The sequence below is a fragment of the Pseudomonas sp. TMW22091 genome (assembly GCF_022496705.1).
Taxonomy (GTDB): Bacteria; Pseudomonadota; Gammaproteobacteria; order Pseudomonadales; family Pseudomonadaceae; genus Aquipseudomonas; species Aquipseudomonas saxonica.
Window position 1 is genome coordinate 480,465 of sequence record NZ_SCFI01000001.1, and the last position, 19,621, is coordinate 500,085.

Genomic DNA, 19,621 nt, shown 5'->3' on the forward strand with positions numbered 1-19,621 from the left:
GATTTCCATGTCACTGTTAGAAATCAAGAATCTCAACGTCCGCTTTGGCGACGCTACGGCCGTGCCGGTGGTTGACGGGCTGAGCCTGTCGGTCGACAAAGGCGAAGTATTAGCCATCGTAGGCGAGTCGGGGTCCGGTAAATCCGTGACCATGATGGCGCTGATGGGCCTGATCGAGCACCCCGGCATCGTCACCGCCGACGCGCTCAACTTCGACGGCAAAAACATGCTGACCCTCAGCGCCCGCCAACGTCGGCAAATCGTCGGCAAAGACATGGCGATGGTCTTCCAGGACCCGATGACCGCGCTGAACCCCAGCTACACCGTGGGCTTCCAGATTGAAGAAGTTCTGCGCCTGCACCTCAACATGTCGAAAAAACAGGCCCGCAAGCGCGCCATCGAACTGTTGGAAAAGGTTGAAATCCCCGGCGCGTCCAGCCGCATGGATGCCTACCCGCACCAACTGTCGGGCGGCATGAGCCAGCGGGTTGCGATTGCCATGGCCATTGCCGGCGAACCCAAGCTGCTGATCGCCGACGAACCGACCACCGCGCTGGACGTGACCATTCAAGCCCAGATCATGGACTTGTTGCTCAACCTGCAACGCGAGCAAAACATGGGTTTGGTGCTGATCACCCACGACCTCGCCGTGGTGGCCGAAACCGCCCAGCGGGTCTGCGTGATGTACGCAGGCCAAGCCGTGGAAGTCGGTCAGGTGCCGGGCTTGTTCGACGTACCGGGCCACCCTTACAGCGAAGCCTTGCTGGCGGCAATTCCGGAACACAGCATGGGCGCTGAGCGTCTGGCCACCTTGCCCGGTATCGTTCCCGGTCGCTATGACCGCCCCAATGGTTGCCTGCTGTCGCCGCGCTGCCCCTATGTGCAAGACACCTGCCGCCAACAACGTCCTGCGCTGGAGCCAAAGGCCCACAGCCAGGTGCGCTGCTTCTTCCCCTTGAATCAGGAGGTGGCGTAATGACTGTCGTTCTTACCGCCCGCGACCTAACCCGTCACTACGAAGTGTCCCGTGGCCTGTTCAAAGGCCACGCTCTGGTACGCGCCCTGAACGGCGTCTCCTTTGAACTGGAGGCCGGTAAAACATTGGCCGTGGTGGGTGAGTCGGGCTGTGGCAAGTCCACCCTCGCCCGCGCCCTCACACTGATCGAAGAACCGTCTTCCGGCTCATTGAAAATCGCCGGCCAAGAAGTGACCGGGGCCAACAAAGCCGAGCGCAAGCAACTGCGCAAAGACGTGCAGATGGTCTTCCAAAGCCCTTACGCGTCGCTTAACCCGCGGCAAAAAGTCGGGGACCAACTGGCCGAACCGCTGCTGATCAACACCACCCTGAGCGCCAGCGAACGTCGCGAAAAAGTCCAGGCCATGATGAAACAAGTCGGATTGCGCCCAGAGCATTACCAGCGCTACCCGCACATGTTCTCTGGCGGCCAACGTCAGCGTATTGCCCTGGCACGCGCCATGATGCTGCAACCTAAAGTGCTGGTGGCCGACGAACCGACCTCGGCGCTCGACGTCTCGATTCAGGCACAGGTGCTCAACCTGTTCATGGACTTGCAGCAAGAGTTCAACACCGCCTACGTGTTTATCTCGCACAACCTTGCGGTGGTGCGCCATGTAGCAGACACCGTGTTGGTGATGTACTTGGGTCGCCCGGTTGAAATGGGCCCCAAGGAAGAGATTTACACCCGCCCGTTGCACCCTTACACCCAAGCGCTGCTGTCAGCGACCCCGACCATCCACCCGGACCCGCTCAAACCGAAAATAAAGATTGTCGGCGAGCTGCCCAACCCGCTAAACCCGCCCTCGGGCTGCGCTTTCCACAAGCGCTGCCCGTACGCGACCGAGTTGTGCAGCACAGACGAACCGGCGTTGCGCCTGCTCGACAACCGCCAGGTAGCGTGCCATTACGCGGAACAGTTTATGTAAGGGGAATGCTGCGGCTTAGTCGATAAGCCGCAGCGCCTGCCCTGAGAAACCGTGTAGCAGCTGTCGAGCTCCGCGAGGCTGCGTTCGACGATGCAATCGTCGCAAGTGCTATGAGCAAGGTGTATCCGAGACCGCAAATCCAAACTTTGCTATGTACCTGATGTAACGCAAGTACTGTTTTGCGACGGCCTTGCCGCCGATCGCAGCCTCGCGGAGCTCGACAGCTCCTACGCAGGAATTCTCAGCTTATGATGCTGACGATCAATACTGCCCGCCGCTCGATTTACCGTCATCGACGCTGTCATCTTCGTCAGGATCAGTCTTGCCATCGCCATCGGTCGAGTCTTCACCATCCGTCCCGCTGTCGCCATCGACCTGATCATCATCCCCCGAGCTGCCGCCCTGGCCTTGATCACCCGGCTCAGAATCAGACTTGTAAATGGCATGCACCGTCGGCCCGGCCACACCCGTGGTTGAAGCCCCGACACCGGGAAGCGTTAGAGGACTACTCGCCCACGCACTCGACGCGCTTATCGTGAGCAGTAGCAGTACTTTGATCGACAACACGATGCGTTGAAAAAGGTTCATAGGTCATTCCTTCCGTAAATAGAATACGTTCGGTTTAAACCTAGACCGTCTATAGGGCGATTGCCGTAAATCTTCCTAGAACCATTTGAACTAACTAAAGAGCTGCCCCCCTATCCCGCACACGTAAATAACCATCCGTGACATGAAAAAAACCCCGTGGCTTTCGCAACGGGGTTTTACTTGGCACTTCAGTGCTTAGTGATGCTCACGCGTGGCGCGGAACTTCACATCAGGCCAGCGCTCTTCCATCAGTGCGAGGTTAACGCGGGTTGGCGCCAGGTAGGTCAGGTGACCGCCGCCGTCAATCGCGAGGTTTTCCACCGCCTTGATTTTGAACTCTTCCAGCTTCTTCTTATCGTCGCAGTCAATCCAGCGGGCCGAGTACACAGTGATTGGCTCGTAGGAGCACTCAACTTTGTATTCGCCCTTCAGGCGGCTGGCGACCACGTCGAATTGCAGCACACCGACGGCACCCAAAATGATGTCGTTGCTGCGCTCCGGGAAGAACACCTGAGTGGCGCCCTCTTCGGCCAATTGCTGCAAGCCCTGACGCAACTGCTTGGATTTGAGCGGGTCACGCAGACGCACGCGACGGAACAGTTCCGGAGCAAAGTGCGGAATGCCGGTGAAACCCAACACTTCGCCTTCGGTGAAGGTGTCGCCGATCTGGATGGTGCCGTGGTTGTGCAGACCGATGATGTCGCCCGCGTAGGCTTCTTCGAGCTGTTCACGCTCAGAAGAGAAGAACGTCAGTGCATCGCCGATGCGGATGTCTTTGCCGGTACGCACGTGACGCATTTTCATGCCCTTTTCGTACTTGCCCGAGCAAATACGCATAAAGGCGATGCGGTCGCGGTGTTTAGGGTCCATGTTCGCCTGAATCTTGAACACGAAACCGCTGAATTTTTCTTCGGTCGGTTCAACCACGCGCTCGTTAGCCACACGTGGCAGCGGCTCCGGCGCCCAGTTGACCACGGCATCAAGCACGTGATCGACACCGAAGTTGCCCAATGCTGTACCGAAGAACACCGGCGTCAGTTGGCCGTCGAGGAATTCCTGCTGGTTGAACTCGTGGCAGGCGCCTTGAACCAATTCAAGTTGATCAACGAAGCGCTGGTACTCGTCACCCAAGTGGGCACGGGCTTCGTCAGAATCGAGCTTCTCGATGATCTTGGTTGCGGTGCGTTCATGACCATGACCGGCGGTGTAGACGATGATGTAGTCGTCAGCCAGGTGGTACACACCCTTGAAGTCTCGGTAGCAACCAATTGGCCAGGTGATTGGCGCGGCCTTGATTTTGAGGACGGCTTCAATCTCATCAAGCAACTCGATAGGGTCACGAATATCACGGTCGAGTTTGTTGATGAAGCTGACGATAGGCGTGTCACGCAGGCGACACACGTCCATCAGGGCAATGGTGCGTGGCTCAACGCCTTTACCGCCATCGAGCACCATCAGTGCCGAATCCACTGCGGTCAAGGTGCGGTAGGTGTCTTCAGAGAAGTCTTCGTGGCCCGGGGTGTCGAGCAGGTTGATCATGTGGTCGCGATACGGGAACTGCATGACCGACGTGGTAATCGAAATACCCCGTTGTTTCTCCATTTCCATCCAGTCGGAGGTGGCATGGCGGTCGGACTTTCGCGATTTCACCGTGCCGGCGATAGCAATCGCCTTACCCATCAGCAAGAGCTTTTCGGTGATGGTGGTCTTACCCGCATCGGGGTGGGAAATGATGGCGAAAGTGCGGCGTTTCGCGACTTCGGCGGCCTGGTGGGTCATGGGAAATCGCCTGACGATTGATTCAAAAAAGGGCGCGGATTATAGCCCAAATACAGCGTGTGCAGCCACCGTTGGTGCCGTGGCTCGTCGGTTAAGAGTGGCAATGTGCCGTAAAAAATGTGAACCTTTTAGGCAGTGGAGGCGTCCACTCCCCTGATACGACAAACCGTCAGGGGCTGAAATATCAGCAAGTTAGCCTGACGAGGCTGCGCTAATGACAGGTGATGACGGCGTTTTTTTCGCCACGGCCTGTTGCTTTTCGCGAACACATCGTCGGCAGCCAGGAATGGCGTTGCCACGCGACAATGTGTCCGCCGACTAAAAAAAAGGAGTCCGCCTGTGGCTAATCGCTATGGTAAAGGGCTTATAGGAAGTGTGATCGTTATCGCGCTTCTGGCCCTGTTGGTCCACTGGATCGGCATCAGCACTATCGAACACTATCAAGATGATCTGTTGTTCTATCTGCAAGCCCATCTGTACCTCGTACTCGCTTCAATGTTTGCCGCCCTCCTTGTAGGGATACCCGCCGGGATTTTTCTCAGCAGACCCAGTATGGCCGCTCGTGCCGAGCGCTTCATGCAGGTTTTCAATATCGGTAACACCGTCCCGCCGCTGGCCGTATTGGCCATTGCACTGGGTTTCCTGGGGATCGGCAGCGGTCCGGCCATCTTCGCCCTGTTTCTCGCTTCGTTGCTGCCCATTGTGCGCAACACCTATGAAGGCCTGAAAAACGTCCAGGGTTCGCTCAAAGAAGCCGCCGTCGGCATCGGCATGACCCCGCGCCAAGTGCTCTGGCGGGTCGAAATGCCCAACGCCGTGCCCATCATCATGGGCGGTGTACGCGTGGCACTGGCGATCAACGTCGGTACTGCACCGCTGGCGTTCCTGATCGGCGCCAACAGCTTGGGCAGCCTGATTTTCCCCGGCATCGCCCTTAACAATCAGCCGCAATTGATCCTTGGCGCCGCGTGCACCGCGCTGCTGGCATTGCTGCTCGATGGCCTGGTGATTCTCATCAGCCGTCGCTGGTTGGAACGCGGTCTTCGACCTGCTTAAGGTCTGGCTGAGCAAAGGAATAAGCATGAAAAAAATTAGCTTTTTACTGGGCTGCGTTCTGCTGTGCGCAGGCATTGTCCAGGCCGCCGAGAAACCCTTGATTCGCATCGGCGCACGGGTCTTTACCGAGCAAACCCTGCTCGCTGAAATCACCTCGCAATACCTCAACAGCAAGGGCTACAACGCACAAGTCACCGGCGGTCTGGGCAGTAGCCTGGCACGTTCGGCCCATGAGTCCGGGCAACTGGACATGGTGTGGGAATACACCGGTGTGTCACTGGTGGCTTACAACCACGTCACTGAAAAACTCGACAGCCAGCAATCCTACGATCGGGTTAAAGAGCTGGATGCCAAAAAAGGTCTGGTCTGGTTGCATCCGTCCAAGTTCAGCAATACCTACGCACTGGCCTTGCCACAAAAAGTGGCCGAGGAATTTCCGCAGATCAACAGCGTCAGCGACCTGAACAAGGCGCTGCGCGATCCGGAAAACAAAGATGCGCTGGTGGCACTGGATACCGAGTTTGCCAACCGCTCTGACGGTTTGCAGGGCATGGTCAAGCTTTATGACATGGACCTGACGCGCCGAAATATCCGCCAGATGGACGCCGGGCTGGTCTACACCGCGCTGAAAAACGGTCAAGTATTTGCCGGTTTGGTCTACACCACGGACGGTCGCTTGAGCGCCTTCAATCTCAAATTGCTTGAAGACGACATGCACTACTTCCCGGACTACACCGCAGCGCCGGTGGTGAGCAAAGCCTATCTGGACAAGCACCCGGATCTCGAAGGTTTGCTCAAGCCACTGGCCGATCTGTTCGACGATGAAACCATGCGTCAACTGAACGCCCGGGTCGACGTTGATCACGAAAGCCCATCCAAAGTCGCCGCAGACTTTCTGCGCCAGCACCCACTGAACTGAACCGAGGAGAAGACATGGAATTTTTAAACGCCTTTTCCCACATGGACTGGTCACAGGTTCTGCATCTGACGCTGCAACACATCACCTTGGTGGGCATCGCCGTCATTTTGGCGATCCTGATCGGTGTGCCCCTGGGTGTCTTGATGACACGCTTCCCGTCACTCGCCGGCCCGCTGCAAGCCAGTGCCACGGTGCTGCTGACCATCCCGTCGATTGCCCTGTTTGGCCTGCTACTGCCGTTCTACTCCAAGTTCGGCCAAGGCCTTGGCCCGATGCCAGCCATTACGGCGGTGTTCCTGTACTCACTGCTGCCAATCATGCGTAACACCTTTCTGGCCCTTACCGGCGTGGAACCGGGTATTCGCGAAGCCGCACGCGGCATCGGCATGACCTTCAGCCAGCGCCTGCGCATGGTTGAACTGCCCATTGCCGTACCGGTGATTCTGGCCGGCGTGCGTACCGCCGTGGTCATGAACATCGGCGTCATGACCATTGCCGCCACCATCGGTGCCGGCGGTCTGGGTGTACTTATTCTTGCTGCAATCAGCCGTAGCGACATGTCGATGCTGATCGTCGGCGCCGTATTGGTCAGTGTTCTGGCCATCATCGCTGACTTGCTTCTGCAATGGCTGCAACGCTCGCTGACTCCAAAAGGACTGCTCAAATGATCGAACTTCAAAACCTCAGCAAAACATTCCAAAGCAACGGCAAAGATGTAAAGGCCGTGGATTCGGTAAGCCTGACCGTGAACGAAGGCGAAATCTGCGTGTTCCTGGGGCCTTCGGGTTGCGGTAAAAGCACCACGTTGAAAATGATCAACCGCCTGATCAAGCCGACCTCCGGCAAGATTTTGATCAACGGTGAAGACACCACCGACCTCGACCCGGTGACCCTGCGTCGCAACATCGGTTATGTGATCCAGCAGATCGGTCTGTTCCCGAACATGACCATCGAAGAAAACATCACCGTAGTCCCGCGCCTGCTGGGTTGGGACAAGCAAAAGTGCCATGAGCGCGCTCGCGAACTGATGAGCATGATCAAGCTGGAGCCCAAGCAGTACTTGCATCGCTACCCGCGTGAGTTGTCCGGTGGCCAGCAGCAGCGTATCGGCGTGATTCGCGCATTGGCCGCTGACGCCCCGCTACTGTTGATGGACGAGCCGTTTGGTGCGGTCGACCCGATCAACCGCGAGATGATCCAGAACGAGTTTTTCGAGATGCAGCGGGCGCTGAACAAGACCGTGATCATGGTCAGCCATGACATCGACGAAGCGATCAAGCTGGGTGACAAAATCGCCATTTTCCGTGGCGGCAAGCTGTTGCAGATGGATCACCCGGACACCTTGCTGGCGCATCCGGCAGATGAATTTGTCAGTAACTTTGTAGGCCAGGACAGCACCCTCAAGCGTCTGTTGCTGGTCAAGGCGGAAGATGCGGCCGATAACGCACCGTCGGTGAGCCCGGAAACACCGGTCGCCGAAGCGCTGGAACTGATGGACGAACTGGACCGCCGTTATGTTGTGGTCACCGATGGCGACAACAAGGCACTCGGCTATGTACGTCGACGCGACTTGCACCGTCAGACCGGCACCTGTGGCCAGTTCCTGCGGGAGTTCACCGCGACCGCTGCGTCGGAAGAGCACTTGCGCATTCTCCTGTCGCGCATGTACGAGTTCAACCGTTCGTGGTTGCCGGTGATGGACCCCGAGCGCGTGTTCCAGGGTGAAGTGACACAAGAGTCGATTGCAGCGTACTTGAGCTCAGGACGTTCGCGTGGGGCCAAGAGCAGTATCGTGTCGCCAGCGGACATTGCGCTGGCCTGATCGAATGTCACCCTCACCCTAACCCTCTCCCAGAGGGAAAGGGGACTAAAGGCAAAAGCGTATTTGCGCCCCATCACAAATCAGCTCCTCTCCCAACGGGAGAGAAGACTGAAGGCAAAAGCTGATCTTGGCCCCACCACTCCTCAGCCCCCTCTCCTCTGGGAGAGGGACTGAAGGCAAAGCTGATCTTGGCCTCACCACTCCTCAGCCTCCTCTCCCTCTGGGAGAGGGACTAAAGGCAAAAGCTGATCTTGGCCCCACCACTGGTCAGCCCCCTCTCCCTCTGGGAGAGGGACTGAAGGCAAAAGCTGATCTTGGCCTCACCACTCGCCAGCCCCCTCTCCCTCTGGGAGAGGGTTGGGGTGAGGGGCTTTTGATTTTCTGCTGCCTGAACTCTGCGCTGTCATCACAGTCGGTTACATAAAGGGCCGTTTTTTCCCCCACGACAAAGCCGTGTAAAAACGCGACATTTTTTGTTGATCTCAACGCGGTCACGCCCTAAAGTTCGCGCCGAACATCCATGCTGGAAACGATCCATCCGGCTCAAGTACTGACGACGAGACAGCAAGGTTCATTTACCTTATTTGCTTTCGGCGGACATGCCTTGGGAAGTAGGCGAACCAAAGTGGGGATACGGAGGATGTTCAGCTGCACCCATTTATTGATGACGTTTGCCACAGGAGTTCCCCAGCATGTCGATCCAGATCGAAGACTATTACGCGCGCGATACCTTCAACAAAATGAAGGCCTTCGCTGACACCCAGGAAACGCCGTTCGTGGTGATCGACACTGCCATGATCAGCAAGGCTTACGATGACCTGCGCGCAGGCTTCGAATTCGCCAAGGTGTATTACGCGGTGAAGGCCAACCCGGCCGTCGAAATCATTGACCTGCTGCGCGACAAAGGCTCGAGCTTCGACATCGCGTCGATTTATGAGCTGGATAAAGTCATGGACCGCGGCGTTAGCCCGGACCGCATCAGCTACGGCAACACCATCAAGAAATCCAAAGACATTCGTTATTTCTACGAGAAAGGCGTGCGTCTGTTCTCTACCGACTCCGAAGCTGACTTGCGCAATATCGCCAAGGCTGCCCCGGGCTCGAAGATTTATGTGCGCATTCTCACCGAAGGTTCCACCACGGCTGACTGGCCACTGTCGCGCAAGTTCGGCTGCCAGACCGACATGGCCATGGACCTGCTGATTCTGGCCCGTGAATTGGGCCTGGTGCCTTACGGCATTTCCTTCCACGTCGGTTCGCAGCAACGCGACATCGGTGTGTGGGACGCGGCGATTGCCAAGGTCAAAGTGATCTTCGAGCGCCTGAAAGAAGAAGACGGCATCATCCTCAAGCTGATCAACATGGGTGGCGGCTTCCCGGCCAACTACATCACCCGCACCAACAGCCTGGAAACCTACGCAGAAGAAATCATTCGTTTCCTTAAAGATGACTTCGGCGATGACCTGCCAGAAATCATTCTGGAACCAGGCCGCTCGCTGATTGCCAACGCCGGCATTCTGGTCAGTGAAGTGGTATTGGTCGCGCGTAAATCGCGTACCGCCGTCGAGCGTTGGGTGTACACGGACGTGGGCAAATTCTCGGGCCTGATCGAAACGATGGACGAAGCCATCAAGTTCCCGATCTGGACTGAAAAGAAAGGCGAGATGGAAGAAGTTGTCATCGCTGGCCCGACCTGCGACAGCGCCGACATTATGTATGAGAACTACAAATACGGTCTGCCGCTGAACCTGGCCATTGGCGACCGCTTGTACTGGCTGTCGACCGGTGCTTACACCACCAGCTACAGCGCGGTCGAATTCAATGGCTTCCCACCGTTGAAATCGTTCTATCTATAAGTAGCGATTGATCATTGCGCCCGTGAGGTTCATCACATGGGCGCAATGTTCATCACCGATCATTGGGCCTTTGCCCTGCACCTTTACACGCGCACCTGACGGAGCAACTGCTCAAAGGTTAGAAAATGATCAAGTAAGCGGCGCATTTCAACCGCTTCTGCCGTCTGAAATAGCCGGCACTCTCTTGAAAATACGTCTACACACTCAATGACGTTGCCGACCTGCTCCACCCACCGGGTCTTAGCTTCGAGCAGACGGTCATAAGCCTCAACCCTTTCTTTACGCGCCTGCAACACCTGAATTTTTTCCTGGTTATCTGACCGTTCACGGGTATTAACGGTCAGCTTTGCTGACACATTCATAATCGCCTGCGCGAGAGAGGAGCGCTTTGCCACTCCTGCGAACAGGTCTATGTATTGGCTTAAGCGCTTTAATGCCAGTTCGATAATCTGAGCGTCGACTTTGGGTACGATTGCAATCGAAACCAATAACTCTACTTCTTCAGCCGTGGGCAATAATGTTTTGGCTTGCTCTAACCAAAAATCAGTCCCCAACACGGCATCAGCCGCTTTAAGTGCTTGCAGGTCGGCCAATAGCTTTTCTCGCTGCGCCTGCAACGCCCCCTCCCGTGCGCACAGTATCTTTAAACGGCTTTCATCATAGTCAACCAACTCGCCCGCATAATGTTCAAGGTTTAACGCGTTGAACTCCTGCTTTAACGCATCCAGGGCCAACCGAACCTCTTCGGTTTTGATGATCACACTCAACAACCGCTTCTTGCTGAGCGCAACCAAACTCTCCAGGCCTTTGCTCTTCACTGCGTCAGACAAAGTGACTGACTCACTGAGTTCGCGGGTTTGCGTTGCAATGTCGTCCATACCTGAGTTCGAAAGTTTGACTTCCAGCTTCATGACTTCGACCACCAGGGCACGACCATGAGTATTCATCATTGCACTGGCCGCCACTACACGCTCCTGCAAACCGGGAATAAACGCATAGTAATTATTGGCCACCACCTGATTAAACAGGCGCATAGCAGACTTGACAGCGGTCATATTCAACGCTGGGTAGAGATTCAAAGAGGTGATTCCATTCACGTGAAGACTCCTTATCAAGTTAAGGCTTGACCAGTTCATTAAAGGCACTGGAAATCTGAATTGAATAATTTTTAATACTGCGCCACGGATTAATCACCAAAGACAAGTTAAGCGCAAACAAGTGCAGTTCAGCCATGTTATCCACCTGGTCGAGTTCATCGCTCGCTTCATCCAGATAACGGGCAATATAAGCCCAGACCTGGGACAGTTGTTTAGCGCCCACTTCCGCAGAAAACATTCGCCCTTGCAGGTCTACAAACTGCTCCTGCAACCCGTCCAGCAAGTCGGCAACACGGTCCACCTCCCTCACTTTTTCTCGAGCGACTCTTCGTTTATCTATCAGCTGGTTTTTCTGTTTTCGGCATTTTTCTGCCTTATCACCAAACACGCCCCCCGTGATGACGAGACCCAGAGGGCCAGCAGCCATTCCCGAAAAGGCGAGCCCCACCAGTTTTTTGTAGGTGGCACTCAGGAGTTCGATTTGCTCATCGAGCTCTTCTATTTGATCCACCCAATCATCACGTTCACCCAGCTTTCCAGAGTACTTGTAGGCCGAAAGTTTTATCTGAAGAGTCGGAATCAAATCGTCGGTCAAGGTGGTTTCAAACACGCAGGCCAGCTTTTCAACGTGACTGACCTCCTTGATGAATTTTTGAGTTCGCTCCTGCAACATGGTCAGGTACTGCTTCAAACTGGAAATGCCCTTTTTTTCTGTGGCATTAAGCAGCATTTGGCTCAGCTTCTGGTGTTCTTGATCAGTGAGCTCTTCAAGGGTGCCGGTTAAACGCCGCCCCAATTCAACTTCTTTAATAAGATCAAGCAAGGCATTGCCGAACAATAAAAATTCAGCCGAGAACTTTTCTAACTGCCTCGCCAATTCTTTAGTGCCCACCTCCAGCGCAGACCACGTATTCGCATGCGCAACGATGCTGACATGCATTTTCATGATGCTCTCAGGCTCCAACTCGGGAACGCCGATAGACTCATAATTCAACCGCTGCCGCACATCCTGCAAACGGGTCGGCAAAACTTGCACATGACGCACATACTGGCGCGTGTTCGCAATATCACCTCGCCGAATCAAGAAACCTAGTTCTTTCTTATCAATACCCGACAGCGTGGCACCCGACATGACTTTCAAATACTGTTCGGGCATGTAACTTGCCGCCTCATGCACACTTAGACTTTCAATACTCCCTGCTTCACTTTGAATCGTTAACGTATTCACGTTGAGCTCCTTGATACCTATTAACTTCCCTTTCAAAAGGGTAGTGTCGATATCAATTTACTCAATGTGAAAAAACATACTGTGCACGTAGGATGCGCACGTTCACAGGCAAGAAATAAGACCTTTACCTGCGCTTTAAAAAATAAGCGTAAGTAACTGTTACAACAATGACCTTAATTAATCACTTACTCGCCAAAAGTTCTAACTCATCCAGGCGCTTTTTATAGTCAATGCACACGGCCTGGATGGCGGCAGACCGGCTGGTAAGCAAGGCTGGATAAGCCACGCGCAAGAAATTCAAATTGCCGTTATCAAGCGCCTTGCGATACCACACAAGCGCGCTTTCCAGCTGACCATTTTCCAACAGCACAGAGGCATAACTGAACTGCCCACGGAAATCCCCACCGTATGCCGAGCGCTTGTACCACTCGCAGGCCGCCGCCTTGTCCATGGGGCAATGCACCCCCTCTTCCAGGTAGCGTCCTACAAGATTCATCGACTTGGCATGTCCCGCCTCTGCCGCCACTCGATACAGCTTGAGTGCGCCTGCAACGTCTTGCGCCACACCACGCCCGGTGGCCAGCAAATTGGCAAAGTTGTAGAGCGCCCAGTCCAGCCCTGCTTCGGCCGCCAGCCGGTACTCATGGCTGGCTTTGGCACAGTCCACAGCCCCGCCCCAGCCATGCTCCCAGCAACGGCCCAACATGTTGCGAGCCATTAAATGACCGCCGTTGGCTGCAATCTGGAACCAGCGCTTGGCCAGGACTGGATCGCAAGCGATGCCTTGCCCATCGAGTAAAATCTGACCCAGCAACGCCTGCCCGTCGACGATGCCTTGTTTGGCTGCCAGTAAAATTGCCTGGGCAGCCCGGGCCGGATTTTCAGCCAGCATGGCCGTCAGTTGCTGACCATCCAGCTGTTCTTCGCGACGCAGTTGAAAGCTCATGGCTTAGACCTCGACCCAGCGACGCAACAGGTTGTGATAGGTGCCGGTGAGCTGGATCAGCGAGGGGTGATCCGGGACGTCGCGTGTCAGTTGCTGAATTGCCCCGTCCATCTCGTACAACAATGTGCGCTGGCTGTCTTCGCGTACCAGGCTTTGGGTCCAGAAAAACGACGCAAAACGGGCACCACGGGTGACGGCATTGACCTTATGCAAACTGGTACCGGGGTACAGCACCATATCGCCCGCGGGCAACTTTACCTGCTGCACACCGTAGGTGTCCTGAATCACCAGCTCACCGCCGTCATAGTCCTCGGGGTTGCTGAAAAACAGGGTGGCCGACAAATCAGTGCGCACACGCTCCGGGCTGCCTTTGGGCTGACGCACAGCATTGTCGATATGGAAGTCGAAGCTGCCACCGCCGGTGTAGCAATTGACCAAAGGCGGGAAGACCTTATGCGGCAAGGCTGCTGACATGAATTGCGGGTTTTGCCATAGCCGATCAATCATCGCCGCGCCGATTTCCTTGGCGAGTGGATGGCCTTCAGGCAGTTGCAGATTGTGCTTGGCTTTGGCCGACTGGAAGCCGGCGGTGATTTTACCGTCAGCCCACTCCGTCTGCTCCAGCGCCTCGCGAATGCGCTGTACTTCTTCACGGGAGAACAAGCCGGGAATGTGCAGCAACATGGCGCAATACCTGATAGCAAAGGGATGGCAATGGTATTGATTCTTATTGATTGTGTAAAATCCTGTTAAGGGCTACATAGACGAACGAGTGTGAAAAAACCGTAAAGCCAAATTGTAAAGATTGTAAATTTATCGCTAATAGTAATTGCTCTCAATTGATAGGAGTAATTGTTTGCACTATATTTCGCGGCTCAAATTCTGGGGGAAGGGATCTTCACATGTCGCGCCAACTTATAAAAATACCTGTCAGCTCACCGCGTTTACTGGCTTCGGCCATCGGTGTTGCGATTACTGCGACCTCGGCTGCGCACATGGCTCAAGCCGCTGAAAGCACTGACAGCAAGGCGCAGGGCAATACCCTTTCCCTTGGCGCGACCACGGTTTCGGGCGAGCAGACTGAACAGTCTTACCAGATTGAAAAGGCCGACTCGCCTAAGTACACCGCTCCCCTGATCGATACCCCCCGCTCAATCACCATCATCCCGCAGCAACTGATCAAAGACACCGCGGCCACCTCCCTGCAAGATGCGCTGCGCACCGTGCCGGGCGTGACCTTCGGTGCTGGCGAAGGCGGCAACCCGCAGGGCGACCGACCTTTCATCCGTGGTTTTGACGCGCAGGGTGATACCTACCTGGACGGTGTGCGCGACACTGGCGCACAGAGCCGCGAAATTTTCGCAGTTGAATCCATTGAAGTTGCCAAGGGCCCCAACTCGGCCTTCGGCGGTCGTGGCGCAGCGGGCGGCACAATCAACATGGTCAGCAAAAAGGCCCACTTGGGTAACTCCTTTGATGGCGGTTACACCTGGGGTTCTGACCAGACCCAACGCTACACGCTGGACGGTAACTATCAGTTCAGTGACACCGTTGCAGGTCGATTGAACCTGATGAGCCACGAAAGTAATGTGGCCGGTCGTGACAGCGTCAACTACGACCGTTGGGGTATTGCACCCTCGCTGGCGTTCGGCCTGGGTACAGATACCCGCGTCAACATTGATTACTACCACATGGAAAGCAACGACCTGCCGGACTCGGGCATTCCTTATGGTTATTCGGTGGGTAAAACCCACACCGCCGCCAGCCCCGACCGCCCGAATAACGGCGGCGACAGCAGCAATTTCTACGGCCTGAAAGACCGCGACTTCCGTAAAACCCGCACCGACATCACCACGCTGGCGTTTGAGCACGACTTCACCGAAGACCTGCACATCAAGAACACCTTGCGCCACGGCAACAGCATGCAGGATTACATCCTGACCCAACCCGATGACAGTAAAGGCAACGTGAACAACGGCAGCGTATGGCGCCGGGCCAACACTCGCGTCAGCAACACGGCCACCACCACCAACCAGACTGACCTGTTTGGTGACGTGTACATCGGCGGCTTTAAAAACAGCTACTCGACCGGTATCGAACTGAGCCGAGAGACCAGCAGCAAGTCGTCTTATAACGTCAATACCGATACGATGCCCGGCACCCCCGGCTCCGATTCCAACTGCACACCGGGCATGATCGGCGCCTCCAGCGGGTTTAACTGCACCTCGCTGGGCAACCCGAACCCGAATGATCCTTGGAACGGCGCAATTTCGCGCAAATACGACGGCACCGACACGTCCAGCACCACCCGCGCGATTTACGCGATGGACACGTTGGAACTGTCGCCGGAATGGCTGCTGAACATGGGCCTGCGTTACGACCACTTTGAAACCAAGTACAAGTCGTACACCGCTGATGGCGCCACGACGTATAAAGGCGATGACACCAGCGATTTCTTCTCCGGCCAACTGGGTCTGGTGTGGAAAGTGCGGCCTAACGGCAGCATCTATGTGTCTTACGCCACCTCGGCGACACCGCCCGGCTCGATGCTCGGCGAAGGTATGGAAGGCAACGCCTTGGGCGGCACACCGGATCGCACTGGCAAGCTGCTGGCCAGCGACATGGAGCCGGAAGAAACCACCAACTACGAGATCGGTACCAAGTGGGATGTGTTCAATGACCGCCTGTCTCTGACGGCTGCCATTTTCCGCACCGAGAAAGAAAACACACGCGTTCAGACCGACGCTGACACCTACGAAAACGCCGGTAAAACCCGCGTCGACGGTGTTGAACTGTCGGCTTCCGGGAAGATCACCGACAAATGGCAAGTGTTCGCCGGTTACACCTACCTGGACGGCAAACAGAAAGATGGCGGCCCGTTGAACAAGGCCACGGATGGCAACCAACTGCCTAACACCCCGAAAAACAGCGCCAGCCTGTGGACAACGTATGCCATTACGCCAAAGCTGACCGTAGGTGGCGGTGCGTTCTACGTGGATGAAGTGTTTGGTAACGTGGCTAACTCTACCTATGTACCGGCTTACACCCGCTTCGATGCCATGGCCAGCTACAAGCTGACCAAAAATATCGACCTGCAACTGAACGTGCAAAACCTGACAGACAAGACCTACTACGACAAAGCGTTCTCGACCCACTTCGCCAACCAGGCGGCGGGCCGTACAGCGTTGTTGACCACCAGCGTCCACTTCTAAACCGGTTTAGCGCTGAACAAGCCCCGCCCATTCAATGGCCGGGGCTTTTGTGTGAAAGCCCCACCCATTGAGCGAGCAAGGCGGTTGTCGTGTTTAAGAAAATCCTGTTTCAGTTGCACTGGTTTTTCGGGATAACCGCAGGGTTGATCCTGGCCCTGATGGGCATTACCGGCGCCACCGTATCGTTTCAGGACGAGTTGCTGAACCTGCTCAATCCTTCGGTGCTTAAGGTCGAAAAACGCGAAAGCGGCGTATTGCCCCCTGCCGAGTTGGTGCGCAAAGTCGAAGCCATTGAAGGCAAACCCGTCTCCATGCTGTGGGTCGGTGTGGACAGCGACAGCGTTGCGCGGATCTTTCTCACCCCGCCACCGGGGCAACGTCGCGGCGAACTGCGTTATGTCGATCCGTACACCGGCAACTATCAGGGCAGCGCCACCGGCCAAGGCTTTTTCGACTTGATGCTGCAACTGCACCGCTTTTTGGCCATTGGCCAGACGGGTCGCCAGATCACAGGCGCCTGCACCTTGATGCTGGTGTTCTTCTGTCTGTCGGGGCTGTACCTGCGCTGGCCGCGCAAAGCTTTGAACTGGCGCACCTGGTTAACGCTGGACTGGGCCAAGAAAGGTCGCAGTTTCAACTGGGACTTGCACGCAGTGGCGGGCACTTGGTGCATGGTCTTTTACTTGTTGGCCGCTTTGACCGGCCTGTCGTGGTCGTACGAATGGTACAACAAGGGCCTGCAAAAACTGCTGTCAGACGCCCCCGCTGGTGAACAACGTCAAGGTGGCGGTCGTGGCCCTCGCGGTCAGGGCGGGCCTTCCGGCCCTGCACCCGTCGCCGATTACGACGCAATGTGGGCCAGCATTCAGAATGCCGCCGGCCCCGATTTGAGCATGTACAACGTACGTATGCCGCCCGTGGCCGGTCAGCCTGCGACGGTCTTCTATCTTTTGAAAACGTCGCCCCATGAGCGCGCCTTCAACCAGATCGTGCTCGATCCAGCCACGGGAGTGGTCAAGAAGGTCGAGCGCTATGACGACAAGACGTACAAAGCGCAATTGCTCTCCAGTATTTACGCCCTGCACACCGGCAGCTACTGGGGGTTGCTCGGACGTATTCTGGTCACTGTTGCCAGCCTGACCATGCCGTTGTTCTTTATTACGGGTTGGCTGCTGTACCTGGACCGTCGACGCAAAAAGCGCCAGATCAAGCAGGCGCGTCAGGGCGTTGGGGCGGCTAACGCCGATACGCCTTCATGGTTGATCGGTTTCGCCAGCCAAAGCGGCTTTGCTGAGCAACTGGCGTGGCAGACTGCCGGGCAATTACAGGCGGCCGGTTTGCCGGTGCGGGTCGAGCCGTTGAGTTCGGTCAGCAAGCAAGACCTGCAACAAGCGAGCAATGCGTTGTTCGTGGTCAGCACCTTTGGTGACGGCGAAGCGCCCGACAGCGCACGGGGCTTTGAACGCAAAATCCTCGGCCAGCCCTTGGGGCTGGAAACGCTCAAGTATTCAGTGCTGGCGCTGGGCGATCGTCAATACCCGCATTTCTGTGGCTTTGCGACTCGCATTGCCCACTGGTTGAGCGAACGTGGCGCGCAATCGTTGTTCACTCCCGTTCAGGTCGACAGCGGCGATCCGCAAGCGCTCCAGCACTGGCAACAGCAATTGGGGCAACTGACGGGTGTTGCCCCCACAGGTAAATGGCCGGTAGCGGCGTATGACAACTGGGCGCTTGAGCAACGCCTGTTACTCAATCCTGACAGCAGCGGATCGGGCGTCTACCAATTGCAGTTGCGAGCACCCGATGCCCGCTACACGTGGCAAGCCGGTGATCTGGTGGAAGTCATGCCAAGACAGTCGAGCTGGGCCGTTGAGCATTTTCTGGAGGGCTTGGGCTTGGCGTGCGACGCGCAAGTGCGCCTTGATGGTCTGAATGAAACACTCGCTCAGGCGCTTGCCAGTCGCCAACTGCCTGAAAATCGTGGCCATCTGGTGGGCATGCATGCCCAAGCGCTGGTCGATGCGCTGATCCCGCTGACGATGCGTGAGTATTCCATCGCATCCATCCCCCAGGACGGTCTGTTGCAACTGCTCGTGCGTCAGGAGCGACATGCCGATGGTAGTTTGGGGGTGGGTTCTGGCTGGCTGACCGAGCATGCCGAGATAGGATCGAGTATCAGCCTGCGCCTGCGCCGCAACAGTGGCTTTCATCTTCCAGGCGAACCGTGCCCGGTGATTTTGCTGGGTAATGGCACTGGGTTGGCTGGTTTGCTCAGTTTGCTCAAGGCACGCATCGCTGCAGGTGAGCAGCGCAACTGGCTAGTGTTTGGTGAGCGCAATGCGGCGCATGACTTCTATTGCCGCGAGGAATTAGAGGGATGGTTGGCCAGCGGTGATCTTGAACGGCTGGATCTGGCGTTTTCGCGGGATCAGGCTGACAAGATTTATGTTCAGGACCGACTGCGTGACGCGGGTGAAGAGGTCAAACGCTGGGTCGCTGAAGGCGCCGCCATTTATATCTGTGGCAGCCTGCAAGGCATGGCTACGGGTGTGGATGAGGTATTGATCGAGATACTCGGTGCTGAAGGGGTGCAGGTGTTGATTGAGCAAGGCCGTTATCGTCGGGATGTGTATTGAGTCACCCTCACCCTCTCCCAAAGGGAGAGGGGACTAAAGGCAAAAGCAGTATTGTGTGGCAGGCAACTACACTCAATCAGGCACCCACCTTCACAAGGACGTGAAGCATGCCAACACTCCATCAATTCGCCCGCCAATTACGCACTCATCAAACCGAGTGTGAACGACTGATATGGCAAAAACTGCGTGCCCGGCAAGTACTGGATTTGAAGTTCAGACGCCAACATCCCTGCCCGCCTTATGTACTGGACTTTTACTGCCTTGAACTGCAATGGGCTGTTGAGCTGGATGGCAGTCAGCACTTCACGCCTGAGCAGCGCGATGATGACCGGCGTCGAAGCGAATATTTGAATAGCTTGGGAATTGAAGTGCTGCGGTTTGATAACCGGCAGGTATTGGTGGAAACCGAGGGTGTATTGCAGGAGATATGGCGTACAGCGCACCGAAAAATCAAAAGCCCCTCACCCTAACCCTCTCCCAGAGGGAGAGGGGATTAAAGGCAAAAGCAGACAGACCAAACACCACAAATCAGCCCCCT

Annotated in this window: 16 protein-coding genes; 10 read left to right on the plus strand and 6 right to left on the minus strand. The window is 56.0% G+C overall.

What is annotated here, in order from left to right:
• Positions 1-7: 7 nt before the first annotated feature.
• Together EQV93_RS02200 and EQV93_RS02205 are read left to right on the plus strand one after the other, a co-directional pair.
• On the plus strand, positions 8-976 hold the full coding sequence (locus EQV93_RS02200; protein WP_122785785.1) for an ABC transporter ATP-binding protein: 969 nt from the start codon (positions 8-10) through the stop codon (positions 974-976).
• A complete protein-coding gene (locus EQV93_RS02205; RefSeq protein ID WP_122785786.1) occupies positions 976-1,944 on the plus strand; it encodes a peptide ABC transporter ATP-binding protein in 969 nt (322 codons plus the stop codon). The genes EQV93_RS02200 and EQV93_RS02205 overlap by 1 nt, the downstream gene beginning before the upstream one ends.
• 261 nt (positions 1,945-2,205) lie before the next feature.
• On the opposite strand, the gene EQV93_RS02210 is transcribed toward EQV93_RS02205, so the two are convergent.
• Both EQV93_RS02210 and EQV93_RS02215 read right to left on the minus strand, forming a co-directional pair.
• Positions 2,206-2,532 carry a hypothetical protein gene (locus EQV93_RS02210; RefSeq protein ID WP_240890803.1) on the minus strand — a complete coding sequence of 109 codons (327 nt, stop codon included), beginning with the start codon at positions 2,530-2,532 and terminating at the stop codon, positions 2,206-2,208.
• Between the two features lie 195 nt (positions 2,533-2,727).
• On the minus strand, positions 2,728-4,311 hold the full coding sequence (locus tag EQV93_RS02215; RefSeq protein WP_122785791.1) for a peptide chain release factor 3: 1,584 nt from the start codon (positions 4,309-4,311) through the stop codon (positions 2,728-2,730).
• Between the two features lie 339 nt (positions 4,312-4,650).
• Here EQV93_RS02215 and EQV93_RS02220 point away from each other — a divergent pair, with 339 nt between their 5' ends.
• The 5 genes from EQV93_RS02220 (at position 4,651) to EQV93_RS02240 (ending at position 9,964) form a co-directional block, all read left to right on the plus strand.
• Positions 4,651-5,367, plus strand: coding sequence for an ABC transporter permease (locus tag EQV93_RS02220; protein WP_122785792.1), 717 nt, complete (start codon positions 4,651-4,653; stop codon positions 5,365-5,367).
• A 25-nt stretch (positions 5,368-5,392) separates the two neighbouring features.
• Positions 5,393-6,286 carry a glycine betaine ABC transporter substrate-binding protein gene (locus EQV93_RS02225; protein WP_146384293.1) on the plus strand — a complete coding sequence of 298 codons (894 nt, stop codon included), beginning with the start codon at positions 5,393-5,395 and terminating at the stop codon, positions 6,284-6,286.
• Between the two features lie 14 nt (positions 6,287-6,300).
• On the plus strand, positions 6,301-6,954 hold the full coding sequence (locus EQV93_RS02230; protein ID WP_122785794.1) for an ABC transporter permease: 654 nt from the start codon (positions 6,301-6,303) through the stop codon (positions 6,952-6,954).
• A complete protein-coding gene (locus EQV93_RS02235; protein WP_122785795.1) occupies positions 6,951-8,108 on the plus strand; it encodes an osmoprotectant ABC transporter ATP-binding protein OsmV in 1,158 nt (385 codons plus the stop codon). Before EQV93_RS02230 ends, EQV93_RS02235 begins: the two co-directional genes overlap by 4 nt.
• 692 nt (positions 8,109-8,800) lie before the next feature.
• On the plus strand, positions 8,801-9,964 hold the full coding sequence (locus tag EQV93_RS02240) for a type III PLP-dependent enzyme (RefSeq protein ID WP_122785796.1): 1,164 nt from the start codon (positions 8,801-8,803) through the stop codon (positions 9,962-9,964).
• 83 nt (positions 9,965-10,047) lie between these two features.
• On the opposite strand, the gene EQV93_RS02245 is transcribed toward EQV93_RS02240, so the two are convergent.
• The 4 genes from EQV93_RS02245 to EQV93_RS02260 form a co-directional block, all read right to left on the minus strand.
• Positions 10,048-11,061, minus strand: coding sequence for an alpha-xenorhabdolysin family binary toxin subunit B (locus tag EQV93_RS02245; protein ID WP_240890804.1), 1,014 nt, complete (start codon positions 11,059-11,061; stop codon positions 10,048-10,050).
• Between the two features lie 19 nt (positions 11,062-11,080).
• Entirely contained in the window at positions 11,081-12,289 is a 1,209-nt protein-coding gene (locus tag EQV93_RS02250; RefSeq protein ID WP_146384297.1) for an alpha-xenorhabdolysin family binary toxin subunit A, read from the minus strand.
• 181 nt (positions 12,290-12,470) lie between these two features.
• A complete protein-coding gene (locus EQV93_RS02255) occupies positions 12,471-13,235 on the minus strand; it encodes a tetratricopeptide repeat protein (RefSeq protein WP_240890805.1) in 765 nt (254 codons plus the stop codon).
• A gap of 3 nt (positions 13,236-13,238) precedes the next feature.
• Positions 13,239-13,919 (minus strand): Fe2+-dependent dioxygenase, encoded by a 681-nt coding sequence (locus tag EQV93_RS02260; RefSeq protein ID WP_122785800.1) that lies wholly within the window; start codon positions 13,917-13,919, stop codon positions 13,239-13,241.
• A 218-nt stretch (positions 13,920-14,137) separates the two neighbouring features.
• Between EQV93_RS02260 and EQV93_RS02265 the strand changes: the two genes are divergently transcribed.
• The 3 genes from EQV93_RS02265 to EQV93_RS02275 all read left to right on the plus strand — a co-directional run bounded on the left by EQV93_RS02265 (position 14,138) and on the right by EQV93_RS02275 (position 19,553).
• Positions 14,138-16,447 carry a TonB-dependent receptor gene (locus tag EQV93_RS02265; protein WP_240890806.1) on the plus strand — a complete coding sequence of 770 codons (2,310 nt, stop codon included), beginning with the start codon at positions 14,138-14,140 and terminating at the stop codon, positions 16,445-16,447.
• 89 nt (positions 16,448-16,536) lie between these two features.
• Entirely contained in the window at positions 16,537-19,083 is a 2,547-nt protein-coding gene (locus EQV93_RS02270) for a PepSY domain-containing protein (protein ID WP_240890807.1), read from the plus strand.
• Between the two features lie 107 nt (positions 19,084-19,190).
• Positions 19,191-19,553 (plus strand): endonuclease domain-containing protein, encoded by a 363-nt coding sequence (locus EQV93_RS02275; RefSeq protein WP_240890808.1) that lies wholly within the window; start codon positions 19,191-19,193, stop codon positions 19,551-19,553.
• Positions 19,554-19,621 lie beyond the last annotated feature (68 nt).